Annotated in this window: 21 protein-coding genes; 6 read left to right on the top strand and 15 right to left on the bottom strand. The window is 33.0% G+C overall.

The genetic code is table 11. The features are described from left to right. The first annotated feature begins 88 nt into the window (after positions 1–88). Genes B0A68_RS08055 through B0A68_RS08045 form a run of 3 tightly spaced genes read left to right on the top strand, consistent with a single transcriptional unit; the run spans position 89 to position 2,869 of the window. Positions 89–1,183 (top strand): Nif3-like dinuclear metal center hexameric protein, encoded by a 1,095-nt coding sequence (locus B0A68_RS08055; RefSeq protein ID WP_035682227.1) that lies wholly within the window; start codon positions 89–91, stop codon positions 1,181–1,183. Positions 1,184–1,186: 3 nt separating this feature from the next. Then, the gene (locus B0A68_RS08050) at positions 1,187–1,966 is read left to right on the top strand and encodes a zinc ribbon domain-containing protein (RefSeq protein ID WP_035682229.1); all 780 of its coding nucleotides are present in this window, start codon (positions 1,187–1,189) and stop codon (positions 1,964–1,966) included. Between the two features lie 51 nt (positions 1,967–2,017). After that, positions 2,018–2,869, top strand: coding sequence for an alpha/beta fold hydrolase (locus tag B0A68_RS08045; protein WP_035682232.1), 852 nt, complete (start codon positions 2,018–2,020; stop codon positions 2,867–2,869). Between the two features lie 77 nt (positions 2,870–2,946). On the opposite strand, the gene B0A68_RS08040 is transcribed toward B0A68_RS08045, so the two are convergent. Then, complete coding sequence (locus tag B0A68_RS08040; protein ID WP_035682235.1) at positions 2,947–3,624, bottom strand: ArsR/SmtB family transcription factor; 678 nt, start codon at positions 3,622–3,624, stop codon at positions 2,947–2,949. 75 nt (positions 3,625–3,699) lie between these two features. Here B0A68_RS08040 and B0A68_RS08035 point away from each other — a divergent pair, with 75 nt between their 5' ends. Genes B0A68_RS08035 through rluF form a run of 3 tightly spaced genes read left to right on the top strand, consistent with a single transcriptional unit; the run spans position 3,700 to position 6,066 of the window. Continuing rightward, a complete protein-coding gene (locus tag B0A68_RS08035; protein WP_035682237.1) occupies positions 3,700–4,863 on the top strand; it encodes a cytochrome P450 in 1,164 nt (387 codons plus the stop codon). Further along, positions 4,860–5,219 carry an antibiotic biosynthesis monooxygenase family protein gene (locus B0A68_RS08030; protein ID WP_035682241.1) on the top strand — a complete coding sequence of 120 codons (360 nt, stop codon included), beginning with the start codon at positions 4,860–4,862 and terminating at the stop codon, positions 5,217–5,219. Before B0A68_RS08035 ends, B0A68_RS08030 begins: the two co-directional genes overlap by 4 nt. 34 nt (positions 5,220–5,253) lie before the next feature. Continuing rightward, positions 5,254–6,066 (top strand): 23S rRNA pseudouridine(2604) synthase RluF, encoded by an 813-nt coding sequence (gene rluF / locus B0A68_RS08025; RefSeq protein ID WP_035682244.1) that lies wholly within the window; start codon positions 5,254–5,256, stop codon positions 6,064–6,066. 41 nt (positions 6,067–6,107) lie between these two features. Here the strand turns inward: rluF and B0A68_RS08020 are convergent, their stop codons facing one another. The 14 genes from B0A68_RS08020 to B0A68_RS07955 form a co-directional block, all read right to left on the bottom strand. After that, a complete protein-coding gene (locus tag B0A68_RS08020; protein WP_035682246.1) occupies positions 6,108–6,854 on the bottom strand; it encodes a LytR/AlgR family response regulator transcription factor in 747 nt (248 codons plus the stop codon). Positions 6,855–6,856: 2 nt separating this feature from the next. After that, the gene (locus B0A68_RS08015; protein WP_240475230.1) at positions 6,857–8,434 is read right to left on the bottom strand and encodes a tetratricopeptide repeat-containing sensor histidine kinase; all 1,578 of its coding nucleotides are present in this window, start codon (positions 8,432–8,434) and stop codon (positions 6,857–6,859) included. Positions 8,435–8,696: 262 nt separating this feature from the next. Next, on the bottom strand, positions 8,697–9,158 hold the full coding sequence (locus B0A68_RS08010; protein WP_035682251.1) for a hypothetical protein: 462 nt from the start codon (positions 9,156–9,158) through the stop codon (positions 8,697–8,699). A 247-nt stretch (positions 9,159–9,405) separates the two neighbouring features. Then, positions 9,406–10,806 carry a DUF4153 domain-containing protein gene (locus tag B0A68_RS08005; protein WP_035682253.1) on the bottom strand — a complete coding sequence of 467 codons (1,401 nt, stop codon included), beginning with the start codon at positions 10,804–10,806 and terminating at the stop codon, positions 9,406–9,408. Positions 10,807–10,865: 59 nt separating this feature from the next. After that, positions 10,866–11,156: a winged helix-turn-helix domain-containing protein gene (locus B0A68_RS08000; RefSeq protein ID WP_035682255.1), complete on the bottom strand. Its 291-nt coding sequence runs from the start codon at positions 11,154–11,156 to the stop codon at positions 10,866–10,868. Positions 11,157–11,160: 4 nt separating this feature from the next. Continuing rightward, entirely contained in the window at positions 11,161–11,775 is a 615-nt protein-coding gene (locus tag B0A68_RS07995) for a hypothetical protein (RefSeq protein ID WP_035682257.1), read from the bottom strand. 306 nt (positions 11,776–12,081) lie between these two features. Continuing rightward, positions 12,082–13,008, bottom strand: coding sequence for a magnesium transporter CorA family protein (locus B0A68_RS07990; RefSeq protein WP_035682259.1), 927 nt, complete (start codon positions 13,006–13,008; stop codon positions 12,082–12,084). 404 nt (positions 13,009–13,412) lie between these two features. Further along, a complete protein-coding gene (locus B0A68_RS07985) occupies positions 13,413–14,297 on the bottom strand; it encodes a bifunctional 5,10-methylenetetrahydrofolate dehydrogenase/5,10-methenyltetrahydrofolate cyclohydrolase (RefSeq protein WP_035682262.1) in 885 nt (294 codons plus the stop codon). 137 nt (positions 14,298–14,434) lie between these two features. Then, positions 14,435–15,787, bottom strand: coding sequence for a signal recognition particle protein (gene ffh / locus B0A68_RS07980; RefSeq protein WP_035682264.1), 1,353 nt, complete (start codon positions 15,785–15,787; stop codon positions 14,435–14,437). Positions 15,788–16,042: 255 nt separating this feature from the next. Continuing rightward, the gene (locus tag B0A68_RS07975) at positions 16,043–17,725 is read right to left on the bottom strand and encodes an MBOAT family O-acyltransferase (protein WP_051892458.1); all 1,683 of its coding nucleotides are present in this window, start codon (positions 17,723–17,725) and stop codon (positions 16,043–16,045) included. Between the two features lies 1 nt (position 17,726). After that, on the bottom strand, positions 17,727–19,055 hold the full coding sequence (locus tag B0A68_RS07970) for a GDSL-type esterase/lipase family protein (protein WP_240475231.1): 1,329 nt from the start codon (positions 19,053–19,055) through the stop codon (positions 17,727–17,729). A gap of 82 nt (positions 19,056–19,137) precedes the next feature. Beyond that, positions 19,138–20,607, bottom strand: a complete 1,470-nt coding sequence (locus B0A68_RS07965) for an SGNH/GDSL hydrolase family protein (RefSeq protein ID WP_035682269.1) — start codon at positions 20,605–20,607, stop codon at positions 19,138–19,140. Positions 20,608–20,879: 272 nt separating this feature from the next. Continuing rightward, positions 20,880–22,289 carry an HmuY family protein gene (locus tag B0A68_RS07960; RefSeq protein ID WP_051892459.1) on the bottom strand — a complete coding sequence of 470 codons (1,410 nt, stop codon included), beginning with the start codon at positions 22,287–22,289 and terminating at the stop codon, positions 20,880–20,882. A gap of 8 nt (positions 22,290–22,297) precedes the next feature. Then, complete coding sequence (locus B0A68_RS07955; RefSeq protein WP_035682272.1) at positions 22,298–24,460, bottom strand: TonB-dependent receptor plug domain-containing protein; 2,163 nt, start codon at positions 24,458–24,460, stop codon at positions 22,298–22,300. Positions 24,461–24,510: the final 50 nt, after the last annotated feature.

The raw sequence follows: 24,510 nt of genomic DNA, 5'->3' as shown, positions 1-24,510 counted from the left end.
GTATAATTTTTTTCGTTAATTTGTTTCAGGTTTCCAGTTTTCACACAATCAAAAAACTTGAAACCTGAAACCTGAAACAAAATTGAAAATGAAAATCAAAGATATAATATCAGTTCTCGAAGAAATGGCCCCTTTGGCTTACGCCGAAGATTTTGACAATGTTGGACTTTTAGTGGGTAATTCAGAAACTGAAAGCACAGGAGTTTTAGTTTGTCACGATGCTTTGGAAAATGTTATTGAAGAAGCCATTACAAAAAATTGCAATTTGGTAGTTTGCTTCCATCCTATTTTATTCTCCGGAATTAAAAAAATAACCGGCAAAAATTATGTCGAGCGTGCAATTCTAAAAGCGATTAAAAACGACATTGCCATTTATGCTGTTCACACCGCACTTGACAATCATTCGCAAGGCGTTAATAAAATTTTCTGTGATGCTTTAGGTTTAGTTAATACCAAAATATTGATCCCGAAACAGAATTTTATTCAAAAACTAGTAACCTATACTGTTCCTGAAAATGCGCAAAAAGTTCGTCAGGCTTTGTTTGATGCTGGAGCAGGTACAATTGGCAATTATGAAAATTGCAGTTTTAACTCAAACGGAACAGGAACTTACAAAGGAAATTCTGAAAGCAATCCGGTAATTGGCGAACGCCATGAATTGACTGAAACTGAAGAAATAAAAATTGAAGTTACGTTTGAAAAACATTTACAATCAAAAATTTTGAAAACACTTTTTGCGAATCATATTTATGAAGAAGTGGCTTATGAAATTTATGATTTACAAAACCAACATCAAAATATTGGTTTGGGAATGATTGGAGAATTTGAAACTGAAATGGACGAAAAAGATTTTCTGCTTTTTGTAAAAAACAAAATGACTGCTGACGGAATTCGCCATTCTGCTTTTTTAGGAAAAAAAATAAAGAGGATTGCAGTTTTAGGCGGTTCTGGAAGTTTTGCGATAAAAAACGCAATTATGGCCGGAGCAGATGCATTTTTGACATCAGATCTTAAATACCATCAGTTCTATGAAGCCGAAAACCAGCTGCTTTTGGCAGATATTGGTCATTTTGAGAGCGAACGCTATACAAAAAACTATATTGTTGATTATCTTCAAAAAAAAATCCTTAATTTTGCAATCATTTTATCAGAAGAAAATACAAATCCAGTTAAGTACTTATAGAATATGGCGAATACGAAAGAATTAAGTGTTGAGGACAAGTTAAGAGCAATATACGATTTACAGCTTATTGACTCTAGAATTGACGAGATCAGAAACGTACGAGGAGAACTTCCTTTAGAAGTGGAAGATTTAGAAGATGAAGTTGCAGGTTTGAGCACTCGTTCAGAGAAACTGAAAGGTGAACTTGAGGTGGTTGAGGAGCAAATCAAAGCAAAGAAAATTGCTATTGAGGAGCATAAGGAGGTTATTAAAAAATACACAAAACAACAAGAATCAGTTCGTAACAACAGAGAATTTAATTCTTTGACAAAAGAAGTTGAATTTCAAGAATTAGAAATTCAATTGGCTGAAAAGCAAATCAAAGAAATGAAAGCTTCTATAGAACATAAAAAAGAAGTTATTTCTAATTTAAAAGAAAAACTTGACGCAAAAAGTTCTCATTTAAAACATAAAAAATCTGAATTGGATGCGATTATGGCAGAAACTCAAAAAGAAGAAATCTTCTTAACTGAGAAATCTGCTGAATATGCTTCACAAATCGAAGACAGATTATTAGCTGCTTACACAAGAATTAGAACTAGTGTTCGTAATGGTTTGGCTGTTGTATCTATTGAAAGAGGTGCATCTGCAGGATCATTTTTCACTATTCCGCCGCAAACTCAGGTTGAAATCGCTTCAAGAAAGAAAATCATCACTGATGAGCACTCTGGAAGAATTTTGGTTGACAGCGCTTTAGCTGAAGAAGAAAAAGAAAAAATGGAACAATTGTTCTCAAAAATCTAAATAATTGAAAGCCTCGAAATTCGAGGCTTTTTTTATAATAAATCAAACGCTTTGGGACTTAAAGAAGGTATTCGTTTTATTACATTAAAATCGGTTGGATCTTACATTAACATCTTAAGTTATGTCCGCCCGCAAAAAGCTTTAGCACTGTCTTATGCTTTATTTAGCCAGCCCAGAATTGGAAGATTACAAAAGGACAAACTTCCAAAAATACTTCAAAATACGGAAACAGAAACGTTTCATCATAATGAACACCACTTTCAGACTTATGTATGGAAAGGGAATGACACTAAAATTTTACTCGTTCACGGATGGGAAAGTAATGCATCCCGATGGAAAAAAACGCTGCCTTATCTGCAAAAATCAGGAAGTACTATTATCGCAATCGATGCTCCGGCTCACGGGCAAAGCAGCGGTAAAGAATTTAATGTGCCGCTTTATGCCGAATTCATTAATAAAGCAGTAGAAAAATATCAGCCCACTATGATTATCGGCCATTCTATTGGCGGTGCTGCGTGCGTTTATCATCAATATTTGTTTCCGAATACCAGCATCAATAAAATGGTGATTTTGGGAGCGCCTTCAGATTTAAAAATTCTGATTGACAATTATGTTTCTATGCTGAGCTTAAATACCAAAATGTTTTCGCTTTTAGAAAGTCGTTTTGCCGATCGTTTCAATTTTAAGCTTGAAGATTTTTCAGGAAAAAAATTCGCTTCCGGATTTAATATTCCAGGTTTAGTTGCCCACGATACTGCAGATAATATTGTAGCAATTGAAGAAGGAAAGAAAATTGCAAGTAATTGGAGAAACAGCCAGTTTATAGAAACTAAAGGAATAGGCCACGGAATGCACGATGATGAATTGTATCAGAAAGTAATTGAGTTTTTATTTTCTGAATAAAGGGTTCTGAGGTTCTGATATTTAAACTAAAAAATATTTTTTTAGTTTTTGCTAAAATTCTAAGAAGTCTCCTTTGCCTAAATAACTATTTTAAAATACTTCAATAATTCTTTTTCTCCTTTTCCGGTAATTTGTATTGCTCTCGAATCTTTCGTTCTTCTCAGCCAATCTTCTGTAATCATTTTATCAAGTAAAGAAGCTCCGACAGAACCTGCAATATGATTTTTTCTTTCACTCCAATCCAAACAAGGTTTCAGGAACAAACGTCTCTGTTTTTTTAAATCTTCTAAATTTATTCCGAAATCAGAAAACCATTTTATTCCTTCTGGAGTCACTTCAAATTTATGATCCAAATCGAGGATTATTTTTTGTTCTAAAAGACTTTCGGCAAGAGCCACACCAATTTTTCCGGCTAGATGATCGTAACAGGTTCTACAATGTTTTATTGGCGAATGCATTTCTGGTTTGCTTTTTTGAGGATTGACTTTCGGAATCAGACTTGCGAGCGCCTCGATTGCATAGGCAACATCTTTATTTGAAAATCTGTAATATTTATGCCTTCCCTGTTTCTCTACTACCAATAAACCAGCATCTAAAAGTTTAGCCAAATGCATGCTTATATTTTGCGGCGAAGTATTAACAGCAATAGAAAGTTCTGTAGCTGTAAAGGCTTTTCCGTCCAGCAATGTCCACATAATCAGAGCTCGGGTCGGATCACCAATTAACGCCGCTGTTTTTATAAATTGATCTTCCATTTATGTAATGATAGTTAAGTCCATGCTGAAGTGTTGTGTTGTAAAGTTAAATAACTTTGCTAAAAACAATATCTTATGCCAGCTTTATTTTTACAATCTGAAATTGAAAATCCGCATTCTTTTTATCAAAAAATGATAGAAAAAAATCCTGTCTATTGGGATGAAGAGAATAAAATCTGGGCGGTTTACACTTATCAATATTGCACTGCACTATTAAAAAATACAAATGTGCATATTCCTTCACTCGCTCCAGATGATAACCTTAACCAATATGCCTTACTAATAATTGAAAACCTGGCTCGATTATCAAACGGAATCCATCATGAGATTGCAAAAGAAACTGCTTTTATCCTTTTTTCAAATATGAAAAGCATCGGCATAGAAATAATCATAAAAGAATTACTTGATAGTAAATCTTCTCCAAATCAAATAAACTGGGTTGATTTGGTTTGCAAAAAATTACCCATTTGCACTGTTTTAAAAAGCTTTAATTTTAATGATAAAGATTCTAATTTTATTATTGAAAAAATAGCAGTTCTGGTTAAAATAATGCAGCCGAATAAAACAAATGAAGACATAAAAATCATTAATGAGATTTCAGAAAAAATCTATTCAATTACGGTACGACATATTGTTACGCTCCCTTTTTACGATGATTTAATCTCGAAGATTTCTAAATCGCATAAAATTTCAATAGAAGAAACCATTTCAATCTGTATTTCAAATTTAATTGGACTGCTTATTCAGAGTTATGATGCCTGCAGAGGACTTTTGAGTAATTCGTTATTAGAGCTTCTTTCTAAAGAAAATAGTTCTAAAATTAAAGTTGATAAAACCTGGATAGAAAAAATGGTCATAGAAACTTTACGATTTAATTCGCCTATTCAAAACACAAGAAGAATTGCGGCAGAAGACATTCAGCTGGATGAATTTTTAATTAAAAAAAACGATTCGATTTTAGTTGTTTTGGCCAGTGCAAATATTGATCCGAAGCAATTTGTAAATCCGTTGATTTTTGACACGGAAAGAAATAACAATCAGGAACATCTAACTTTTGGAATTGGCGGACATATGTGTCTGGCGAAGTATTTCTCGATTAATCTCGCAACAGAAACTTTATACTATTTATTCAGCAATTACAACATAGTACTTTTAGAAAACAAAATTGACTACGAACCTATGATAAATGCCAGACTGCCTAAAGCAATTTGGATTTCACTTTTAAATAAAACAACATGATAGCAGTAATTTTTGAAGTTATTCCGAACGAAGGAAAAAAAGAAGAGTATTTAAATATTGCGGCACAATTAAGACCAGAACTGGACAAAATAGACGGATTTATTTCGATAGAAAGATTTCAGAGTTTTAGCGATCCTGAAAAAGTTTTGTCCTTATCGTTTTGGCGGGATGAAGAAAGTATTCAGAAATGGAGAAATCTGGAAATGCACAGATTTGCTCAATTTAAAGGACGTGAAGAAATCTTTCGAGATTATCATTTGCGAATTGCCGACGTAAAACGAGATTACGGAATGTTTGACCGCAAGGAAGCGCCAGACGACAGTGCCACTTTTCATCAATCTAAAACTAAAATCTAAAGTCTAACATGCAAATTTTGACTACTTTTGCAGTATGGAAGAGAATTTAAAACGTCTTAATAAATTTATTGGAGAAACAGGCTATTGTTCGCGTCGTGAAGCCGATAAACTTATTGAAGAAGGACGTGTAACAATAAATGGCACTGTGCCGGAAATGGGAACAAAGGTTTCTCCAGATGATGAAGTACGCATTGATGGAAAATTAATTGTAGAGAAACATGAAAAATTGGTTTATCTGGCTTTTAATAAACCTGTGGGAATTGAATGTACAACCAATTTAGAGGTTAGAAATAATATTGTCGATTATATCAATTATCCTAAACGTATTTTCCCGATCGGAAGATTGGATAAAGCCAGTGAAGGATTAATTTTTATGACAAATGATGGTGATATTGTAAACAAGATTTTACGCGCCAGAAACAACCACGAAAAGGAATATACGGTAACGGTTAACAAACCAATTACAGAACGTTTTATTCAACGAATGGGAAATGGTGTTCCGATTCTGGATACTGTTACGAGAAAATGTAAAGTAGAGCAAATCAGCAAGAATACGTTCAAGATTATCCTGACACAAGGTTTGAACCGCCAGATTCGAAGAATGTGCGAATACTTGGGTTATGATGTAACGGCATTAAAACGTATAAGAATTATCAATATTTCGCTGGATGTTCCTGTTGGGCGATATCGTGATTTGACCGATGCAGAAATTAAGGAATTAAATCATTTAATTGAACCATCAAGCAAAACTGAAGAAGCTAGTTTACCTAAACCAGAAACTCCAAAACGCAGAACTGAATTTATTTCAAAACATGATCCCAGATTTAAGAAAAAAGGGGATTATTAAAATACAAATTATCAAAAGGGTCGTTATTTTATAACTGCCCTTTATTTTAATATTTTAAATTTACTCACTAAGTCTTTATATTTTTCGCTTAGCGTTACATTATAATTTCCTTGTAAGATTACTAAATTATCACTCAAAACGATTTCGATAATTTTATTTGAGTTTACAATATAATTTCTGTGTGTTCGAATAAATTTTACAGGATCCAAAACTTCCAGAATCTTGGTTAATGAAATCAGAATTACGAATTTTTCGTTTTCTGTAATTATATTGCAATAGCGATCCTCGACTTCAACATAAGAAATATCTTCTGTCCGAACTTTTTTCAATGCTTTATTTTTTTTGATAAAAAGGTATTTATCGCTTACAACGGCATTCTGAGTTTTGCCTGTCAATACATTTTGCTGCTCATAAAATTTCTCAACCGCCATTTCGAGCGCGTACAAAAGTTCCAGCTCATTGTACGGTTTTATCAAAAAACTAAAAGGCTTGGTAAGTTTTGCGCGATCAAAAATTTCGCGGTCTTTTGAGCTTGTTAAAAAAACAAAAGGCCGCAACGCATCTGGAACAATGCTGATTGTTTCTGCAAATGCAACACCATCTGGTTTGCCTTGAAGATAAATATCAATAATGATAACATCTACGCTGTTATTGTAAAAAAGCACTAAGGCTTCTTTATAGGTCGAAGCAATACCTACAACATTATAATCATTAGCTTTTAGAATAGCAGCAAGTAAATCACTTTCTTCCTGATTGTCTTCAATAAGTAAAATATTAATTGTATCCACGTTTATTTAGCCTGGGGCAGTATTATAATCATTTTTGTTCCTTTATTCTCTTCACTTTCAATTTCCAGTTGACCTTCATTTTTGATGATCAAACTTTTGCATAATTGCAGACCAAGAGCTGTTCCCACAAATTCATCTTTATCTTTTTTTGAAACTATTGCTGCAGGATTTAAAATAGAATTTCTAATCAAAGCATTCATACCAATACCCGAATCCTCAATTACCAGACAACAGTTTTCATTATCGCTATGTCTTGAATAAATGGAAATAAAGCCGTTTGGATTTGTAAATTTTATAGCATTGTCTATCAAATTCCTGATAATTATTTTAAGCGAATCTAAATCGGCATAAACATATTCGTCTATTGAAACACTATTTTCAAGACTAATATTTTTATTAGCAGCCAATGCCGTGTAATTGTATTGAACTTGTTCTACTATAGAATGAAGATGCAGCGATTCCTGATGAAAATAAACCTGTTTAGTCTGTACTAATGCCCAGTTTAATAAATTCTCTAACAAATTATAGGTTTCATTTGTTATAGCACTATTCTGATGGAGTAACGCATCTAATGCAGCAAAGTTTTTTGATTCGAGATTTTCTAACAATTTAGTGTTTGATCTTTTTAAAGCATTGACAGAAGACCTCAAATCATGGCTTACAATAGAGAACATTTTGTCTTTTGCTGCATTTAATATATCCAGTTCATTTTTCTGTTCCAGAATTATTTTGCTCGTTTTATTTTTTTGCTTGTACAAATAAATTCCGCCTCCGAGCAGCAAAAGCAATAAAACAGAAGAGATAATAAACCCATTTCTTTCTGCTGCTTTTAGTTTGTTTTCAGCTTCTAAAATATTTACTTCTTTTTGTTTTTCTTTTACAGCAAACTTCTTTTCGAGATCTGCAATTGCCCAAACTTTATTTTGATCGTTTAGGGAATCCTTCCAGGTTTCATATTCTTTTCTGTATGCCAAAGCTGCAGCAAAGTTTTTTCTATTTTCTTCTATCACAGCCATATTCATAGTTGAATTTTGTTTCAACTCAAATGACTTTACATTTTTTGACAAATTATATGCTTTTTCAAAATACGGAATTGCCAGCTGATCCTTATATTGCTCATAGTATAAGGTTGCAATATCCATATAAGAACCAATGAGTAATAAGGTATCTTTTTCTGCTTTTTGCAAATCTGCACTACGAAAAAGATATTCTTCGGCTTTGTCAAATTTAGTAAGATGCAGATAACACAATCCGATATTGTGCAGTATTACACTTTTTTTTAAATCATAAACTGCTTTGTCAGTTTCTTTTAAAATTCCCTGAAAATACTGTAATGCTTTATTATACTGTTTTTGCTCTACTGCAATTTCTCCCAGTTTGATTCTTACTTTATAATAAAACTCAAAATCACTACTGATTTTATTAAGCTCTTTTTCTGCTTCTTTAAAAAGTTTTTTGTTCTTAAAACTTACTCCTCTAAAATATAAACTATATTCTCTCAGTTCGTTATTAGGCGCATTATTCAACTGTTTTCCAGAATAAACCAAAGTAGAATCCCAATTTTTTTCAACAAAAAACAAATGTGCTTTTTTAAAATTGAGATCTTCTTTAAATTTTTCGGATTTAGTTTTTATCTGTTTATTAAATAGACTGTCGAATTGAACATGTTTTTGAGAAAAAAGAAAAAGAGGGATAAAGAACAAAAGTAAAATGACACCTATTTTAGTTTTTATCATTATTTTTTTTAATTATCTTTTTTTCTGAATCTTAGTTATTACAAAAAAGAACTTTATAAATAGATTCTAATATCTATAAAGTTCTTTTTGCATTTTTTAGTAGAGACTAATCTTGTGTCTGCACATTTGTAACCGTTCCTCTGGAGGCAATTGGATCTACATCCCAGAGAAAAGTCTGAATCGTTTTTACCTTAGATAATTTTTCTTCAAAAGGCTTACTTTCGGCGTCAAAAGTAACTTCATAGACTAAAAAATCTTTAGAAACTGATTCGGACATATCATAAGTGACAAAAAACTGAAGCTGTGGAATTCCTTCGATATTGCTGTACCAATTTTGATAAATTTTAAGATCCAGCGCACTTTTGTCTTCAAAAGGAGGTACAAAAATAATGGTTGTTATACTAAGGATTTCGTTGATGTAAACAGCTTCAACAAGCGGTGACATAAGGGCTTTGGATTTGTTTTCAGGAAATGTTATTAAACCGCGCGGTTTACATTTTTTAAATTGTCCGATTTCAAATCCAGGAGGATCAATTCTTTGTGTAATAGATGAGGAATTTTCTTTCATGAGATTATTTATTAAGTGGAAACTTATTATTTTGGGGTAATAAAAAAAGCTTTTAATAAAACGCGCAATCAAAAATGATTGAAAATTTTTACAAATCAAATATAGTAAAGTTTTTTATACAACTTGTTATTATTCTTACAATATATAAGGATCCCTTTTATAACTTATTACTTCTGAAATGATTAAAAAAAATCCCATTATCTCTAAGACAATGGGATCTACAAACAAACTAAAAAAAATTAAAGGGTTACTTTTTTACATTTACGGTTTCGTAATATAAAGCTTTTGAAAGGAAAGAATTGTTCATGTTTCTGTTGATTTCTGCTTCTTTGGATTTGTTAATTAAATTTTTGTCAATATTTTGTTTCGAGAAATAGGCATTGAGATCGTCATCATTAAAATTTAAAGTGTTCAAGAATCCAGGATCTAAACCTTTCTGCACAGAAATATTATAATTCGTAATCAGATTTCCCCAATTTACAAAACTGCACAAAAGAACAGTTCCATAAAAATACCAGATCATTTGATTGACTAAATAAGCATTTGTTTTTTGCTTTTTTATTTTTAGAAAAGTAAAAGTTAAACCAATAATGGCTAAGATTAGAAAAGCGTAAACTCCCAATCTTTTATACGTTAAACCAAAATAAGATACATATTCTGAATTTTTAATTATGGTGCTGACGATTAAAGCACCGTTTAAAACAATCCAGAGTTTTGCCAGTCTTTTTAGTTTTGAGGCTTTTTCATCAAAATTAAATCCGCCTTTAAAATAAAATAAGATCACTCCAACGGCCATAACTATAGAGAAAATAACAGAATTTACTCTTTCGTGTGTTGCTGCACTTAATTTCGACATTTTTATTACCGTTTCTTTAATTTCAAAAAACTGCTCATAATTGTAGACTGCGATAAAAACTAAAAGCAGGCAATTTAGAAGTAATAAAGTTATTTCGCCGCTCTTTCTTTCGAAGTCACGATCCAGAAAAGAAAAAGTATTTTCTGTGTTCACTTCAATTTCGCTGTTAAAATCATTATCGAGTTTTGAGTTAAATTCAAAATAGGCGTCCGGCACCCAGAAATTCCAAAAGTTGAAAGAAATATAAAAGCCGAGAGCTCCAATTAAAATCAATTGAAAAATATCAATATCTAAAGTGTAATCTGTAAATAAAGCCGAAAAGTGGTCGCTTCCAAAAGAGTATACGATAGAAAATAATCCTAAGAATATCATTGGAATGACGATGTAGGCGATTAATTTTTTAGCAAAATTGTTATTGACTCTTCGCTGCGGAATCCATTGACTGAACATTAATATGCGGCCTAAAGAAGCAATGGGATTTATCAATGCAACGGGAAAAAACTGCACTACTTTAAGTTCGTTATGCTGTGTTTTTAACTGTAAAAAAAGAATGGAGAATGCCAAAGCTAAAAAAGAGACAAAATCGCCATACCAGGCAAAGGCTACACAAGATAAAACGGAAGCTGTTACCAGAAATAAATGCAGTCTTTCTGTAAATCGATCCTGAAAATAGTAACAAATCAGACCAGTTAATACCAGACCAAAAATAGCGAGATTGACTCCTATTGACTCATTGTAAAAAAGCAATGTAAAAATGACACTGCAGACTAAAATAAAATGGATTTTTTTCATGGTTTTAGATTTTAAAAGTACTTTGTATTTCAAAGTATTTAGGTAAAAAAATATAGTTATTAGAATTTCATTAATTTTTCGAGACTGTTTAAGTGCTCTTTAAAAGCTGCGCGTCCAAGATCTGTAACTTTGTATGATGTTTTCGGTTTTTTCCCGACAAATTCTTTTTTAATTTCAATATACTGTGCTTTCTCCAGAGCCGAGGAATGACTTGCCAAATTACCGTCTGTGATATCCAGAATAGTTTTCATTTCGGTAAAGTCAATCCATTCGTTTACAATCAGAATAGACATAATACCTAATCTGACGCGGCTTTCGAAATCTTTATTTAATTTATCAATAATCCCCATTGGCTTATTTATATTTTTTGAACATCACTAATCCGTATATAATATGCAGGATTCCAAATCCTAAGATCCAGAAAAGCAAGCCATATCCGATATAAAAAAGCGAAATACATCCTAAAATTAGTTCAGAAAATCCTAAATATTTTACATCTGAAAAGGTATATTTTTCAGCATTTATAACTGCAAGTCCGTAAAATATTAAAGTCGAAGGTGCAACTAAACCAAAATATCCATGATACATTAAAGCTAAACAAAATATTCCACCGGTCAAAAGCGGAAATGCAAGATTGAATAACATGTTTTTTGTTGCCGAAGTCCAGATCGGCAGATTGTATTTTCGGCTTTTTCTAACGGTAAAAAACATTCCGAATAGAAATGCAAAAACTAAAATTACAACGCCTGTCCAAAATAATTCTTTAACCAGATCAGCAGAATACAATCTATGCTCATCATTTAAGTAATCCATTCCTTTTGCTTTAAATAGCTGGTAAACATATATACCGCCAATTAAAGCTGAAAGCCCCGCAAAAACTCCTGAAAGCCCGCTTAAGGATATAAATCTGGAAGAGCGCTCCATCATGGAACGAATATGTGCTAAATCTTCTTGATGCTTCTGATTCATAAATAAAGTACTTTGAAGTGCAAAGTTATATTTTATTTTTAAATGACAAACTAAAAACTCACATTTATTTATTGACTCAGAATTTTAAGCTTAGAAGTTGTTGCTAAGCTTCGGGATTGTAGTAATAAGAGGTCTTGATTACGTAAAGCTGCGTGAGGGATAGAAGTAAGCTGCCGAAGCAGTACGGATAGCCCGACCTTATCTGCATAAAGGCNNGCCTTTATGCAGATAAGGTCACGCCCAAACTATGAAAACAAATAGCCCGCTCTTACAGAACAGGCTATTATAATTGTTATTTTATAAATTTTAAAACCATCGTCTTCTTTTGAATAAAAAGACTCCGAAGGTTGATAAGATAACGGAAACCAGAAGGAGAATCCAGATTCCGTATTTGCTTTCTTCTAAGCCGTTTGGCACGTTCATTCCGTACAAACTTGCGATTAGAGTGGGAATCATTAAAATAATAGAAATTGAAGTCATTTGTTTCATGATGTTATTCATGTTGTTTGAAATTACAGAAGCGTAAGCATCCATCATTCCGGTTAGGATATTGCTGTAAATATTGGCAGTATCCTGCGCCTGGCTTAATTCTATTTCGACATCTTCTAATAAATCTGAATCGTAATCTGCTTTATGCGCTTTAAGGTTTTTTATGCGTTGAAACAAAACATCATTTGCTTTTAGGGAGGTAATAAAGAATACCAGACATTTTTCGATTTGGAGCAATGCCTGCAATTCTTCGTTTTTGATGGATTTCTCTAAATTGTCTTCTGCAAGTTTTATTTTTTGATTGACTTGTTTTAGATATTTTAAATACCAGACACTGGATGAAAGCAGCAATCGCAGCACCAAATCAGGGTTGTCTTTTATTTCGATATTTTTGCGTTGAGAATACAATACAAAATCGGCTATGATTTCTGTTTTATAAAAAGTAATGGTTACGCAGATTTCGCCTTTGAAAATAACGCCAAGCGGAATGGTCTGAAAAGGGAGTTTTATATCGCCGCTTTTTATAGGAACGCGCATGATAATCAATGTCCAGCCGTCTTCGATTTCTATACGAGGGCGTTCGTCAATATCTTCAATGTCGTTGTAAAATGCTTCGGGAATTTTAAGTTCTTCGAGTAAATATTTTTTTTCTGTTTCTGTTGGATCTTCGATATTGATCCAGCAGTTTGAAGTCCATTTTGGGATTTCTAGTAATCCGTTGTTGTTTGTGTAAAAGGCTTTCATTTCAAAATACAGGGTGTTATCGCAGCGTTTTGAAATTTTTCAAAAGCTGCTTAATTTAATACTAACGAATAATAATAATCGTCCATTTGGAGAAGTGTTTTTTAAGTGGTGCAAAAGTATCTTTTATTTTTAAGAACCAAAAGTTTATAATATTAATTATATATTAAAAATGGAACTTTGGCAGATTTTTTAACGCATAGAAACATAAATACTGCAACTAAAAAAAGGAGTTTCGCTTTTTTTTAAACAAACATAATTAGTGTCAACTATGTTAGAGAAATTTGTTCTCTTTTTATATTCTTTTATAAAAATTAAATTCAATGTTTCTATGTGTTTAAAAAGCCGTGCCATAAAAAAAGCCTACTCGATCGAATAGGCTTTGCATATATTATTTGAAAGAAATATTATTTTTTTGCGCTTCGCATTTTACGTGCTAAAAGTGTATTTTTAAGCAGCATTGCAATTGTCATTGGTCCTACTCCACCAGGAACTGGCGTAATAAAAGATGCTTTTTTACTTACTTCGTCAAAATCGACATCGCCTTTTATAACATATCCTTTTGAGTTTGATGCATCATCTACACGTGTAATTCCAACGTCTATAATAACAACTCCGTCTTTAACCATATCTCCTTTTAGAAATTCTGGAACTCCTAAGGCTGTAATTATAATATCGGCATTTTTAGTAAATTCGGCTAAGTTTTTAGTACGGCTGTGTGTAAGCGTAACTGTTGAGTCTCCCGGATTTCCTTTACGGCTCATTAAAATACTCATTGGACGGCCCACGATATGGCTTCTTCCAATAACCACGGTATGTTTTCCGGCAGTTTCTACTTTGTAACGTTCTAATAACTGCATGATTCCGAATGGCGTTGCTGGAATAAAAGTTTCCATTTCTAATGCCATTCTTCCAAAGTTTGTTGGGTGAAAACCGTCTACATCTTTGTTTGGATCAATCGCCAATAGAATTTTTTCTTCGTTTATGTGCTTTGGCAAAGGCAATTGTACAATAAACCCATCCAGGTTATCGTCTTCGTTCAATTCTTTGATTTTATTAAGCAATTCTTCTTCGGTAATGGTTTCCGGCAAAGCAACCAAAGTCGAATCGAATCCAATTTGCTGGCAAGATTTTACTTTACTTCCTACGTAAGTTAAACTTGCCCCGTTTGTTCCCACAATAACTGCTGCCAAATGAGGTACTTTTCCTCCAGCATCTTTTATAGCTTGAACTTCGGCTGCGATTTCGTTTTTAATGTCTTCAGATGTTTTTTTACCGTCTAGTAGTTGCATTAGTTTTTTGTTTCAGGTTTAATTTTTGTTTCAAGTTTCAGATTTCAAGTTGGAGCGAAACTATTTTTATTTATTGAAAAAAGTTTCAAATTTCAGGCTCACAACTTGAAACCTGAAACTTGAAACTTTTAATTTTATTATCTCGGCATTCCGCCTGGCATTCCTTTCATGCCTCCCATCATTTTCATCAGGTTTTTTCCGCCCGGACCCTGCATCATCTTCATCATTTTGCTCATTTGGTCAAACTGCTTCATTAACTGATTTACCTGCTCAACTTTGGTTCCTGAACCTTTTGCGATTCTGGCTTTCCTTTTTACGTCGATAATGGCCGGCTTGCTTCTTTCGATTGGTGTCATCGAGTGAATAATTGCTTCTATATGCTTAAAGGCATCATCTTCTATTTCTACATCTTTCATGGCTTTTGAAGCACCTGGAATCATTCCGACCAAGTCTTTCATATTACCCATTTTCTTAACCTGCTGAATCTGCGTTAAGAAGTCATCAAAACCGAATTCGTTTTTGGCGATTTTCTTTTGAAGTTTTCTTGCTTCTTCTTCATCAAACTGCTCTTGAGCTCTTTCTACAAGAGACACAACGTCTCCCATACCCAAAATACGCTCAGCCATACGATCTGGATAGAATACATCAATTGCATCCATCTTTTCGCCTGTACCCACAAATTTGATTGGTTTGTTTACAACCGATTTAATCGAAATTGCAGCTCCACCACGAGTATCACCATCTAATTTTGTTAGAATAACTCCATCAAAGTTTAAGATATCGTTGAAAGCTTTTGCTGTATTTACAGCATCTTGTCCTGTCATAGAATCGACAACAAACAAGGTTTCTTGCGGCTGGATTGCTTTGTGTACACGTGCAATCTCGTCCATCATTTCCTGATCTACAGCCAAACGTCCTGCCGTATCGACAATTACAACATTGAAACCGTTTGCTTTTGCATGTTTGATTGCGTTTTGAGCAATTTCTACAGGATTTTTATTTTCTGGTTCTGAGTAAACCTCAACACCTATTTGGTCTCCCACTACATGCAGCTGGTTAATCGCCGCAGGACGGTAGATATCACAAGCTACTAAAAGCGGCTTTTTGTTTTTCTTAGTTTTTAAGAAATTAGCTAGTTTTCCTGAGAAAGTTGTTTTACCAGACCCCTGAAGTCCAGACATTAAAATAATGCTTGGGTTTCCGGAAAGGTTAACACCTGCAACATCTCCTCCCATTAATTCAGTCAGTTCGTCTTTAACTAACTTTACTAATAATTGTCCTGGCTGAAGCGTTGTTAATACATCCTGACCGATTGCTTTTTCTTTTACTTTGGTTGTAAAATCTTTAGCAATCTTAAAGTTAACATCGGCATCAAGTAACGCACGACGAACTTCTTTTAAAGTATCGGCAACGTTTACTTCTGTAATTTTACCGTGCCCTTTTAATATATGGAACGCTTTATCTAACTTTTCACTTAAATTATCAAACATACTATTTTCTTTATTTGAAGTGCAAAGATAATCTAATTAGACATTTCAGGCAATTTTTATTTAGCTGCAATTTTGCTGCAAAGGTACTAAGGAACAATGTTTTTTTTCTCTCGCTGATTTAGCAGATTAGGCAGATTATTTTTAGATAGAATATGAACAAAAATCAGCAAGATCTGCTAAATCTGCAAGAGAGAAAAAGGCGCAAAGAATAAAACCTTTGCGCCTTTGTAACTTTGTTTCTTTGAACCTTAAAAGCTAAAACTGAAAATAAATAAAAGGCTGTGAACCCGCCACTGCCGTTGCATACACGATCCAGTATACGAAGCCTAAAACTACCGCTTTTAACAACAATGGAGTTTTATCAAAAACGAATTTCATTTTGTTTGTCAAAACTTCTGGCAAGAAGTGCCATACGTAGCCAAACAACATTAATAAAAATACATTTTTATAACCTAATACGATAATTTTCCAATTTTCTGGCTCGAAAGTTAATTGTCCAATATTATTGATGACCTGCAAAGCCGTTTGAAAATCTCTGGCGCGGAAAAAGATCCAGCAGAAAACCACAAAATGAAATGTGATTAAGATTGAAAAGAATTTCCACAAGAAATTTGGACTTTTATCTTTTTTTGAAGGAAAAAATTCGCTGAAAATTTTATGTACTGCCAATGCTAATCCGTGCAGTGCTCCCCATACTATAAATTGTGCTCCTGCTCCATGCCATAATCCGCCTAAAAGCATTGTGGTAAACAAATTAAAATTGGTTACCAAAGTTTGTTTTCTTTTGCTTGAAAGTAAAAACGACAAACAAAAAAGGGTGACACCGCTTATAGCCACTATTAACGGAATGATGCTGGTAGTGTAATTTGTAATTCCCCAGAGCAATAATCCGAAGAAGAATAAACTCGGAAATAAATAACCGGCAAAAGATCCTTCGCGGTTTCCTCCTATTGAGATATACAAAAAGTCTTTTAACCAAGTTGACAATGAAATGTGCCACCTTCTCCAGAAATCTGTGATAGAAGTTGATTTGTAAGGTGTTCTAAAGTTTGTAGGCAGTTTAAAACCTAATAACAATGCAATACCTATAGCCATGTCTGAATATCCTGAGAAATCACAATAAATTTGAATGGCATATCCGTAGGAAGCCATTAAGTTTTCAAACGAGGTATAATTCATCGGTGTGTCAAAAACACGATCAACAAAATTTACCGAAATATAATTAGAAATTACTGTTTTCTTGATTAAACCTCCAATGATAAGAAACAGTGCATTGTTTACATCTTGTCTGGTCAAATTCAGTTTTTCGTAAATCTGCGGCAAAAAATCTTTCGCACGTACAATTGGCCCGGCAACTAACTGCGGGAAAAACGAAACGAAAAATAAATATTCGATGTAATTTTTGGTTGGTTTAATTTCTTCACGGTAAATTTCAATAATATAACTCATCGATTGAAAAGTATAAAACGAAATTCCGACAGGAAGAAATACATTATGAAGTTCAAAGTTACCGCTAAACATATCGTTGAACGTAACAATCAAGAAGTTCATGTATTTAAAATATCCTAGTAATGCCAGATTCAGGATCACACTTATTACCAGATATATTTTCTTGACATTATCTTTCTTTTCTCTATAAATAATCTGACTCAGGCCATAATCTACTACCGAAGAAAGTAATAATAGTAAAAAATAAATACCGCTTGATTTATAATAAAAGAAAAGCGAGAAAAGAATAACGTACGTTAATCTTAAATAAAATGTTTTGCGTAAAAAAGCATACACAAAATAAAAAACCAGAAATAACCCTAGGAATAAACCGGTGTTAAATAATAATTTTTCGTCTGGATTATAAATAAACCAGCTTTTGACTTGTTCTATTGAAATTGCACCAAAATTTTGAATGAACCAATCATTAATGCTATCTATTGTTATCAACTTATTTTTTTAATTTAAAATTATCATATGCTTTTAAAAACGCCTCTGTAAACAAGTTTCCTTGTTTTTCGTATCCTTTTTTAGAATAATGCACCCAATCTGGACCAATTAATCCTTGTGTCTTCAATAGTTTAATACCGCTTAAACCACCAAATTCGTCGTATAAATCCCAAACTGCAAAACCATCTTTCTGCGATATTTCAAGAATATCTTTTGCATAATCGTTAATGTAGGTATTTGGTTTTTTTCTAAGGAGCGATGGCGGCGGTGTCATCACAATTATCGGAACATTTATACCTTGTTCTTTTATATTACTTATAAACTCTCTTAAGCGTTTAATGTAATTTCCCGATTCTAATTTTTCATAGCTCTCATTTGTTCCTAATGAAAAAACCAGCAGATCGGGATGAAGCGCTTTTAACTGCTCAAAAAACAAAGGATATTTATTATAATCTGAAAATTTTGCTCCATTAACTCCAATACTGCTGTAAATTAAACCAGGAGCATCTTTTTCTAAAATTAATCCGTTGAGTTCGTAATTTGAAGATAATTTATTGGGAATCAGAAAAATTCGATCTAAAGCTTTCTCCGAATTATAATAGTGGCAGAACGCATCGGATTCCAGATTAAGAGAAACAAATTCTGAAATTGAAACTGTTTTTGCTTTGGTTTCGTTTGTCGCAATTTTTAATATTCTTCCTGCGCGAATAGCATTTGATTTTAAGTGATTGTCTCTTCTTATTTCTGTAACTGAGACATTGTATTTGTCTGCAATTGTAGAAAGAGCTTCACCTTTTTTAATTTTATGAGTGATGACTTTTCGCTCTGTAGTCTGAATTGAATTTGCTTTGGAAGAAACTGCCAGATCAAACATATCTTTGTTATGGGGCGTAATAATTTTAATCGAATTAAATTTATAAGCAGGATCTTTTATATTCATTTCCATAACAAATCCACCGTCTTCTCTCCACAATCCAATCCCGCTTAAACCTATGGGATTATTCTTAAAGGGATAAATATTCCGATAGCTTTCCCAAGCTTTGTTAGAACGAAAACGCTCGTTGTAAGAACCATTTGTTTTGGCCAATTGATATGGAAACACTAAACCACGGCCTCCATTTCCAAATTTCTGCTGGAGTTTCTTTCTAATTTCATTGGTCATTAAATCACCCTGAATATGAGAATCTCCAATGTGTACAATATTTATTTTCTCGTTTTTCTGGCTTTCGTTACTCTTGAGCTTCTGAAAGAAATTTTCTAATACTTTCGCATTATAAATCTGCTCCTCAGAAAAAGAATCAACCGCTGCTGTATCGATTTTATGAATCATACTTTTCGTTCTTGGATGTGGTTCGTTGTTTTGTGTCTTATCATTCATAGAGAAAAAAAGACAACAAAAGAAAATAATGAGTTTATTCATTTACGCTATCTGTTTTTACAGAGACGGAATCTACTCTTCCCGCTGCTCTTCGTTTGTTAGGATTAACATCTCTTTTTTGACGGAGTACTTTATAATCTTCGTATCCTTTATTTAATTGATCGTATAATAGCTTTCCGATTGCTTTTGCGCCGCGCTGGTTAAAATGCGTATAATCTTTATTGGCTTTGGCAGGAGATTCGTCTACCCATTTTACCATAGATCCGTCACCTCCCATTAAAGTGTATAAATTTACAAATCCTGATTCTGTTTCCAATGCATATTTTTTCTGTGCATTCATCAAAGGAACGACAGCCGAATCTGTTTTCATTTCCTGCGCGTATTTGGTTGATTTATCTGCGGTGGAGATAATTAATATGGAAACTCCGGGAAAAGATTCTTTTATTTTGTTTACTACTTTGGTCATTCCTTTTTCGTACCAAGAATAATTTTTGGTTCCGTAATTTAAGACATTTGTTCCATAATGCAGAATAACCAAATCATATTTTAAAGTATTATTAAAGGCTTGCATCACACTGGCATCAAACATCGAAATTGGAAGTCCGGAATTTCCTCTCTGCGAAAAGTTATCTACGTGAACGCCGCTTCCGTTGTCAAAATTAAATCCATAAATAGGAATTGAATCCGACTGTACAAAACTTGCCTTAAATGCTTTTATACTTCCTGAAGTTACTTTTAAGGTATTTACCAAACTATTAGAAACAAGGCTTTTCTTTAAGGTGTCTTTACCGATAATAAAGTTGACTTTTCCGCTTTTAGATGATCTTCCATAAAATAAAGTTGGATTGTCTAAAGTTGTTGAAAATTTATTGGTTCCTGCTTCGTATTGCACCCAAGTAGCGTTTGATCTATTATTAGCAAAAAATACATGCCCATTTACTCCAAAAGGACTTACAGGTCGTTTGACATTTAAGTACGACTGCATTTTCCAGTTTTTAGAATACAATGATTTTACAGAAGCTCTCGATGCTGCCGATTCTGAAGTTATCGAAACAAAACCTACACCATTTCCACCAAAACGTTCCTGGTAATTAACACGCACATCCTGCACGATTAAATCGCCGTCTGTCATAGAATCTCCGTAATAAGCGATTCTAACTTTGGACTGCGGATTTTTTTCAAGTTGATATAATTTCTCATAAAAAGAGATCAGATATTGATATCCTTTATAATTATCGAAGGTTTCAGATGGAAATTCGATGCCGCCTGTTTTATCGTAAACGATTTTTTGTTTACCATTACTTTCCGAGATGCTGTCATCTTCTGAAGACAGAGAATCCTTTGCAACTGATTCTAGAAGCAGGCTATCGATCAGAACATTTTTAGAATCTAATTTACTATCTGAAAATATTTTATTCGGAAGGATTTGTTTAAATCCAATAAAGGCCACAAACGCTAATGCAACAATAGCAAAAGACTGAAAAAAATAAGACTTTGTATTCACTTACTAATTATAAATTTTGGATAATGAATTATAAAAAAAATTAAATTATTTAAAATTCCTGTTAATTCCTTGGAAAGAATTTTAAGCAAAGATAGAATTAAACGGATTAATTTGGAACTGATTTTAACAATAATCTAAACAAAAAAAGAGGTTAGATAAATCTAACCTCTTTATCAAAAAAAAATAAAAAAAACAAAGCTAATGATTAACTAACTTTTGACTTAATGTTATTACAAAATCATGATTTTTATTATTTTGTACAGCTATTAAAACTATTTCAATATAGTATACTGGAAAGTAGGGTAACCTCTTTCACCAGCAGCATTTACACCACCTGTAAATTTCAATTTATAAACATTTCCAGCTGGATCTTTAACAACATAAAAGCGGTCAGTTCTTGCAACAAATAACGAAACTGGATTTCCATTTGCATCAGTTCCTCCCGTAGTACCTCTCCAGTTTGAACCAATATTTCTTTGATCCGATGTAAATTGAGCATTATCAACATTCGCCAACGTGAAAGCGTCAAACGTAAAAGCACTTGTTAATACTTGATAAGCTTTTGCTCCACCTTTTAAGTTACTTAAAACAAAATCTGGATAGAAATATGGTGTAGTAGTTCCTGGAATTATATTTGTGAAAGTAGTAAAAGTAATATCCCATTGTGCTTTTTGAGGCTCAACGCTTACTACTTTTTTATCTAGCAAGCTTAAAAAAGTAAAATTATAAGCTGCGTTTTTAGTAACAGTTATTTCATCGTGAGTAGTCGCTGAAATATCAGCGTATTGAACTTTATAGTCATTTCCACTTCTTAAAATTCTAACTTTTTTCCATCCCCTAGAAGTTCCACCTGCAGAACCTTCAGATCCAGTAGCTGGTTTAGTTGTAGCAGGATTACTTCCCATATTAATTAAATATACTTTGTTTTCAGCTTCTGTAGCAGATATTGAAGCAATAGTTGTTTTAGTAATATCTCCTGCTGGATCATCAATTTGAGTTGCATTACCTTGACCTTGATTAATTATCATTGTTGCATCTTCAGTCTGAACCTCATCAATATTTGTACTTGTTGTTTGTTTAGCAGACATTTTTACAGAACTGTTTATTACAACTCTAAAATCTGTTCCAGAATAGAAACCTAAATCCCAAGATGTTCTGACAGCATTTGTTAATTTTCCACTGCTCAAATCAACAAAAACTTGATTCGGCTGTGTTGCACCACCAACTTCTGGTGCTAAAGCACTTCCTAATGAAGCCGTCTCATTAAAGTTAACCTGAATAGATTTGTTTTCAGAAATAACAGCATTAATACTTACACTGCTAATTGTAAAAACCACATTTTTCACTTCTCCTTCAATTGCATCTTTTAACTTGTTAAAAGTAAAACTTACAGAAGAAACATTTTTTTCGAAAGGAACTACAACCTTTGTTGCTGCTATAGCCGGCAAAGTGTTAAAGTCTGTACCATTTACTACTGCAGTCTCAGTAACATTTAAAGTTACCGACCCAGCTGATGCAGTTGGGGCAACAAATTTAATTTCTATTGGAGTAGCTGCTGCAGTTAAATTTACTGACGTTGCAGCAAATGCAACTGCATTAGCTTCAATTACATCATCATCGCTATTACAAGCTCCAAAAGCAAGTAATACAAAGGAAAGAATTAAAATAAAATTTTTTTTCATGGTGTTTATTAATTAAAATTTAGATTATACGAAAGTTTTAAAAAGTATGAGCGACCGTAACCTAGCATAGCACCAGAACTTCCGCTTCCATGTGCTCCTCCTGTTGTGTCTCCCCCTCCTCCATTTTGGATAGATTGCAGATTAGTAACATCAAAAAGATTTCTAGCTCCAACTGTAACCTCAAATTGATTTTTAAAGAAAGCTTTTCTGATTGAAGCATCCATCCAGCTGAAGGGTTTTATCTCATTTAAGAAAAATGCAGTTTTCCCATCTGTGCCTGTACCTGCAACATATTGTTGCTGCTGCCCATTATATTTATAAAAAACTGCTAGTAAAGTGTTCCATTTTGTAATATTATATGAGATACTTGAGTTTACTCTCAATGAATACAAAAACTTATCATCAGAAGTTACATTCAATGCCGCTAAGTCCTGTTTTCTAGAAATTCCAACTAGTCCTGCACCAACCATTACATTCCAATTTTTGTATGTATATTGTTCTGTAGTAGAGATATTCCACATTTTGTATTTATTAATGTTTACGTATTTATAAACCAAAGTAGGAACTGCCTGAATTAAAACCATGTCTATTCTATCGTTTACATCTAAATATGTAACAGCTAAATTGTTTGCAATTTGTGCACCAGAATCAAAAGTACAAGCTCTTTTAAAGCTTAATTCATAAGAAGTACTAGTCTCTGGAATCAGATCTGGATTGCCTTGCATATTATGATTCGAATCAACAAAATAAGTATAAAGTTCATCGAAGTTTGGTGTACGGTATGATTTACCCAAAGAAGCTCTTACTTCTAATCCTTTAGAGAAAAGGTATCTTAACCCTAATGAACTTGCATATTGATTTTCAAAAAAGGATTGGAATGAAAAACGTAGTCCCGGACGTATTGAGAATTTTTCACTCAAACCAATTTCTGCAACAGAAAAAACATCATAATTTTCAAGTCTCTTTCTGATATCTGTTAATTGCTGCTGATCATCTTTAAAAGTTCCCACAGTCGCATCAAAAAAGCCATTTTCATTTGTAACTTCATAACCTAACTGAAAATCGATTTTATCATTGTTAAAAAAGTTACTTAGTGTTCCTGTTGAATAAAACACTTCTTTTGACTGATACGTTTCTCTATTATTATCAAATTCTTCATGAGTTTCAATTTGATAATTAAACTTTTCTTGGTCACGTTCTTGTTTTTGATATGAAACTGAAGCGTTGTATTTCAATTTGGAAAACATTTTCCCATTAGCGTTCAAGTGATTATAGAAACGATTTGTTATATATCGTTTGTCATTTGCATAATACGTTTCAGGAAAAGGATAGTTATCCTGTGGTATCAAAATTGGACTGTAGAAATGAACATTTTCTCCAAAATAATCGAATTTATAGAAAATTCTAAAATCGTCTTTTTGGTATCCAATGATTGCGTTCCCTACTAACTGTTCTTTGGGCAGCTGTGTATAACCACGCAGACCATCAAGTTTATCGTAATCTTTTCCTTTTCTGTTGTTATAAAAACCGGCCATTGCATTTCGATTACCTCCTATGTTAACAAACCAGTTTTCATTAAAATTGTGACCAATTTTAGCTGATTGAATATGACGTCCTTTATCAAAAAAAGCAAACTCATCTCCCACTGTTTCTTCTTGAACAGCAGCAGAAATCTGCCATTTATATCCACCTCCTTTTTTTGTAATAATATTTAAAATTCCAGTAACTGCGTTTGCTCCATGAGTTACTCCCATAGAACCTTCTATTATCTCAATTCGTTCTACATCATCAAGATTTACCTGTGTCAAATCAACATTTGTTCCCATTCCTGTATCACTTACTAATGGTATATTATCGATCAAAATTTTAAAATATTGAGAATCTAAACCAAACATAGAAACCTTAGAACGCCCATCATTACCATCCGATGTTACTGTAATATTCAAATACTGATTTAGAACATCTGCTAAATTGTTTGCAGCTAACTGCTTTATGTTTTCTTTCGAAATTACGCGCACATTAAAAACCGATTTTTTTATTGACTGTGGTTCTAATTGCCCAGTAACTACAACTTCTGATAATTTTTCTTGTGTGGCTATACTATCTTTCTGCTGTGCTGCTGCAATTTGACAAAAAAGGACAATCGTTAAAAAGGTAATTTTCAGTTTCATTATTTTTATTAAGTCTTAATAATGGCGCAAATATATAACTATTTTTAATT

It is taken from the genome of Flavobacterium reichenbachii (genome assembly GCF_002217435.1).
GTDB lineage: Bacteria > Bacteroidota > Bacteroidia > Flavobacteriales > Flavobacteriaceae > Flavobacterium > Flavobacterium reichenbachii.
The sequence above is the reverse complement of the archived record's forward strand: the minus strand, read 5'-3'. Positions and strand labels throughout refer to the sequence as shown.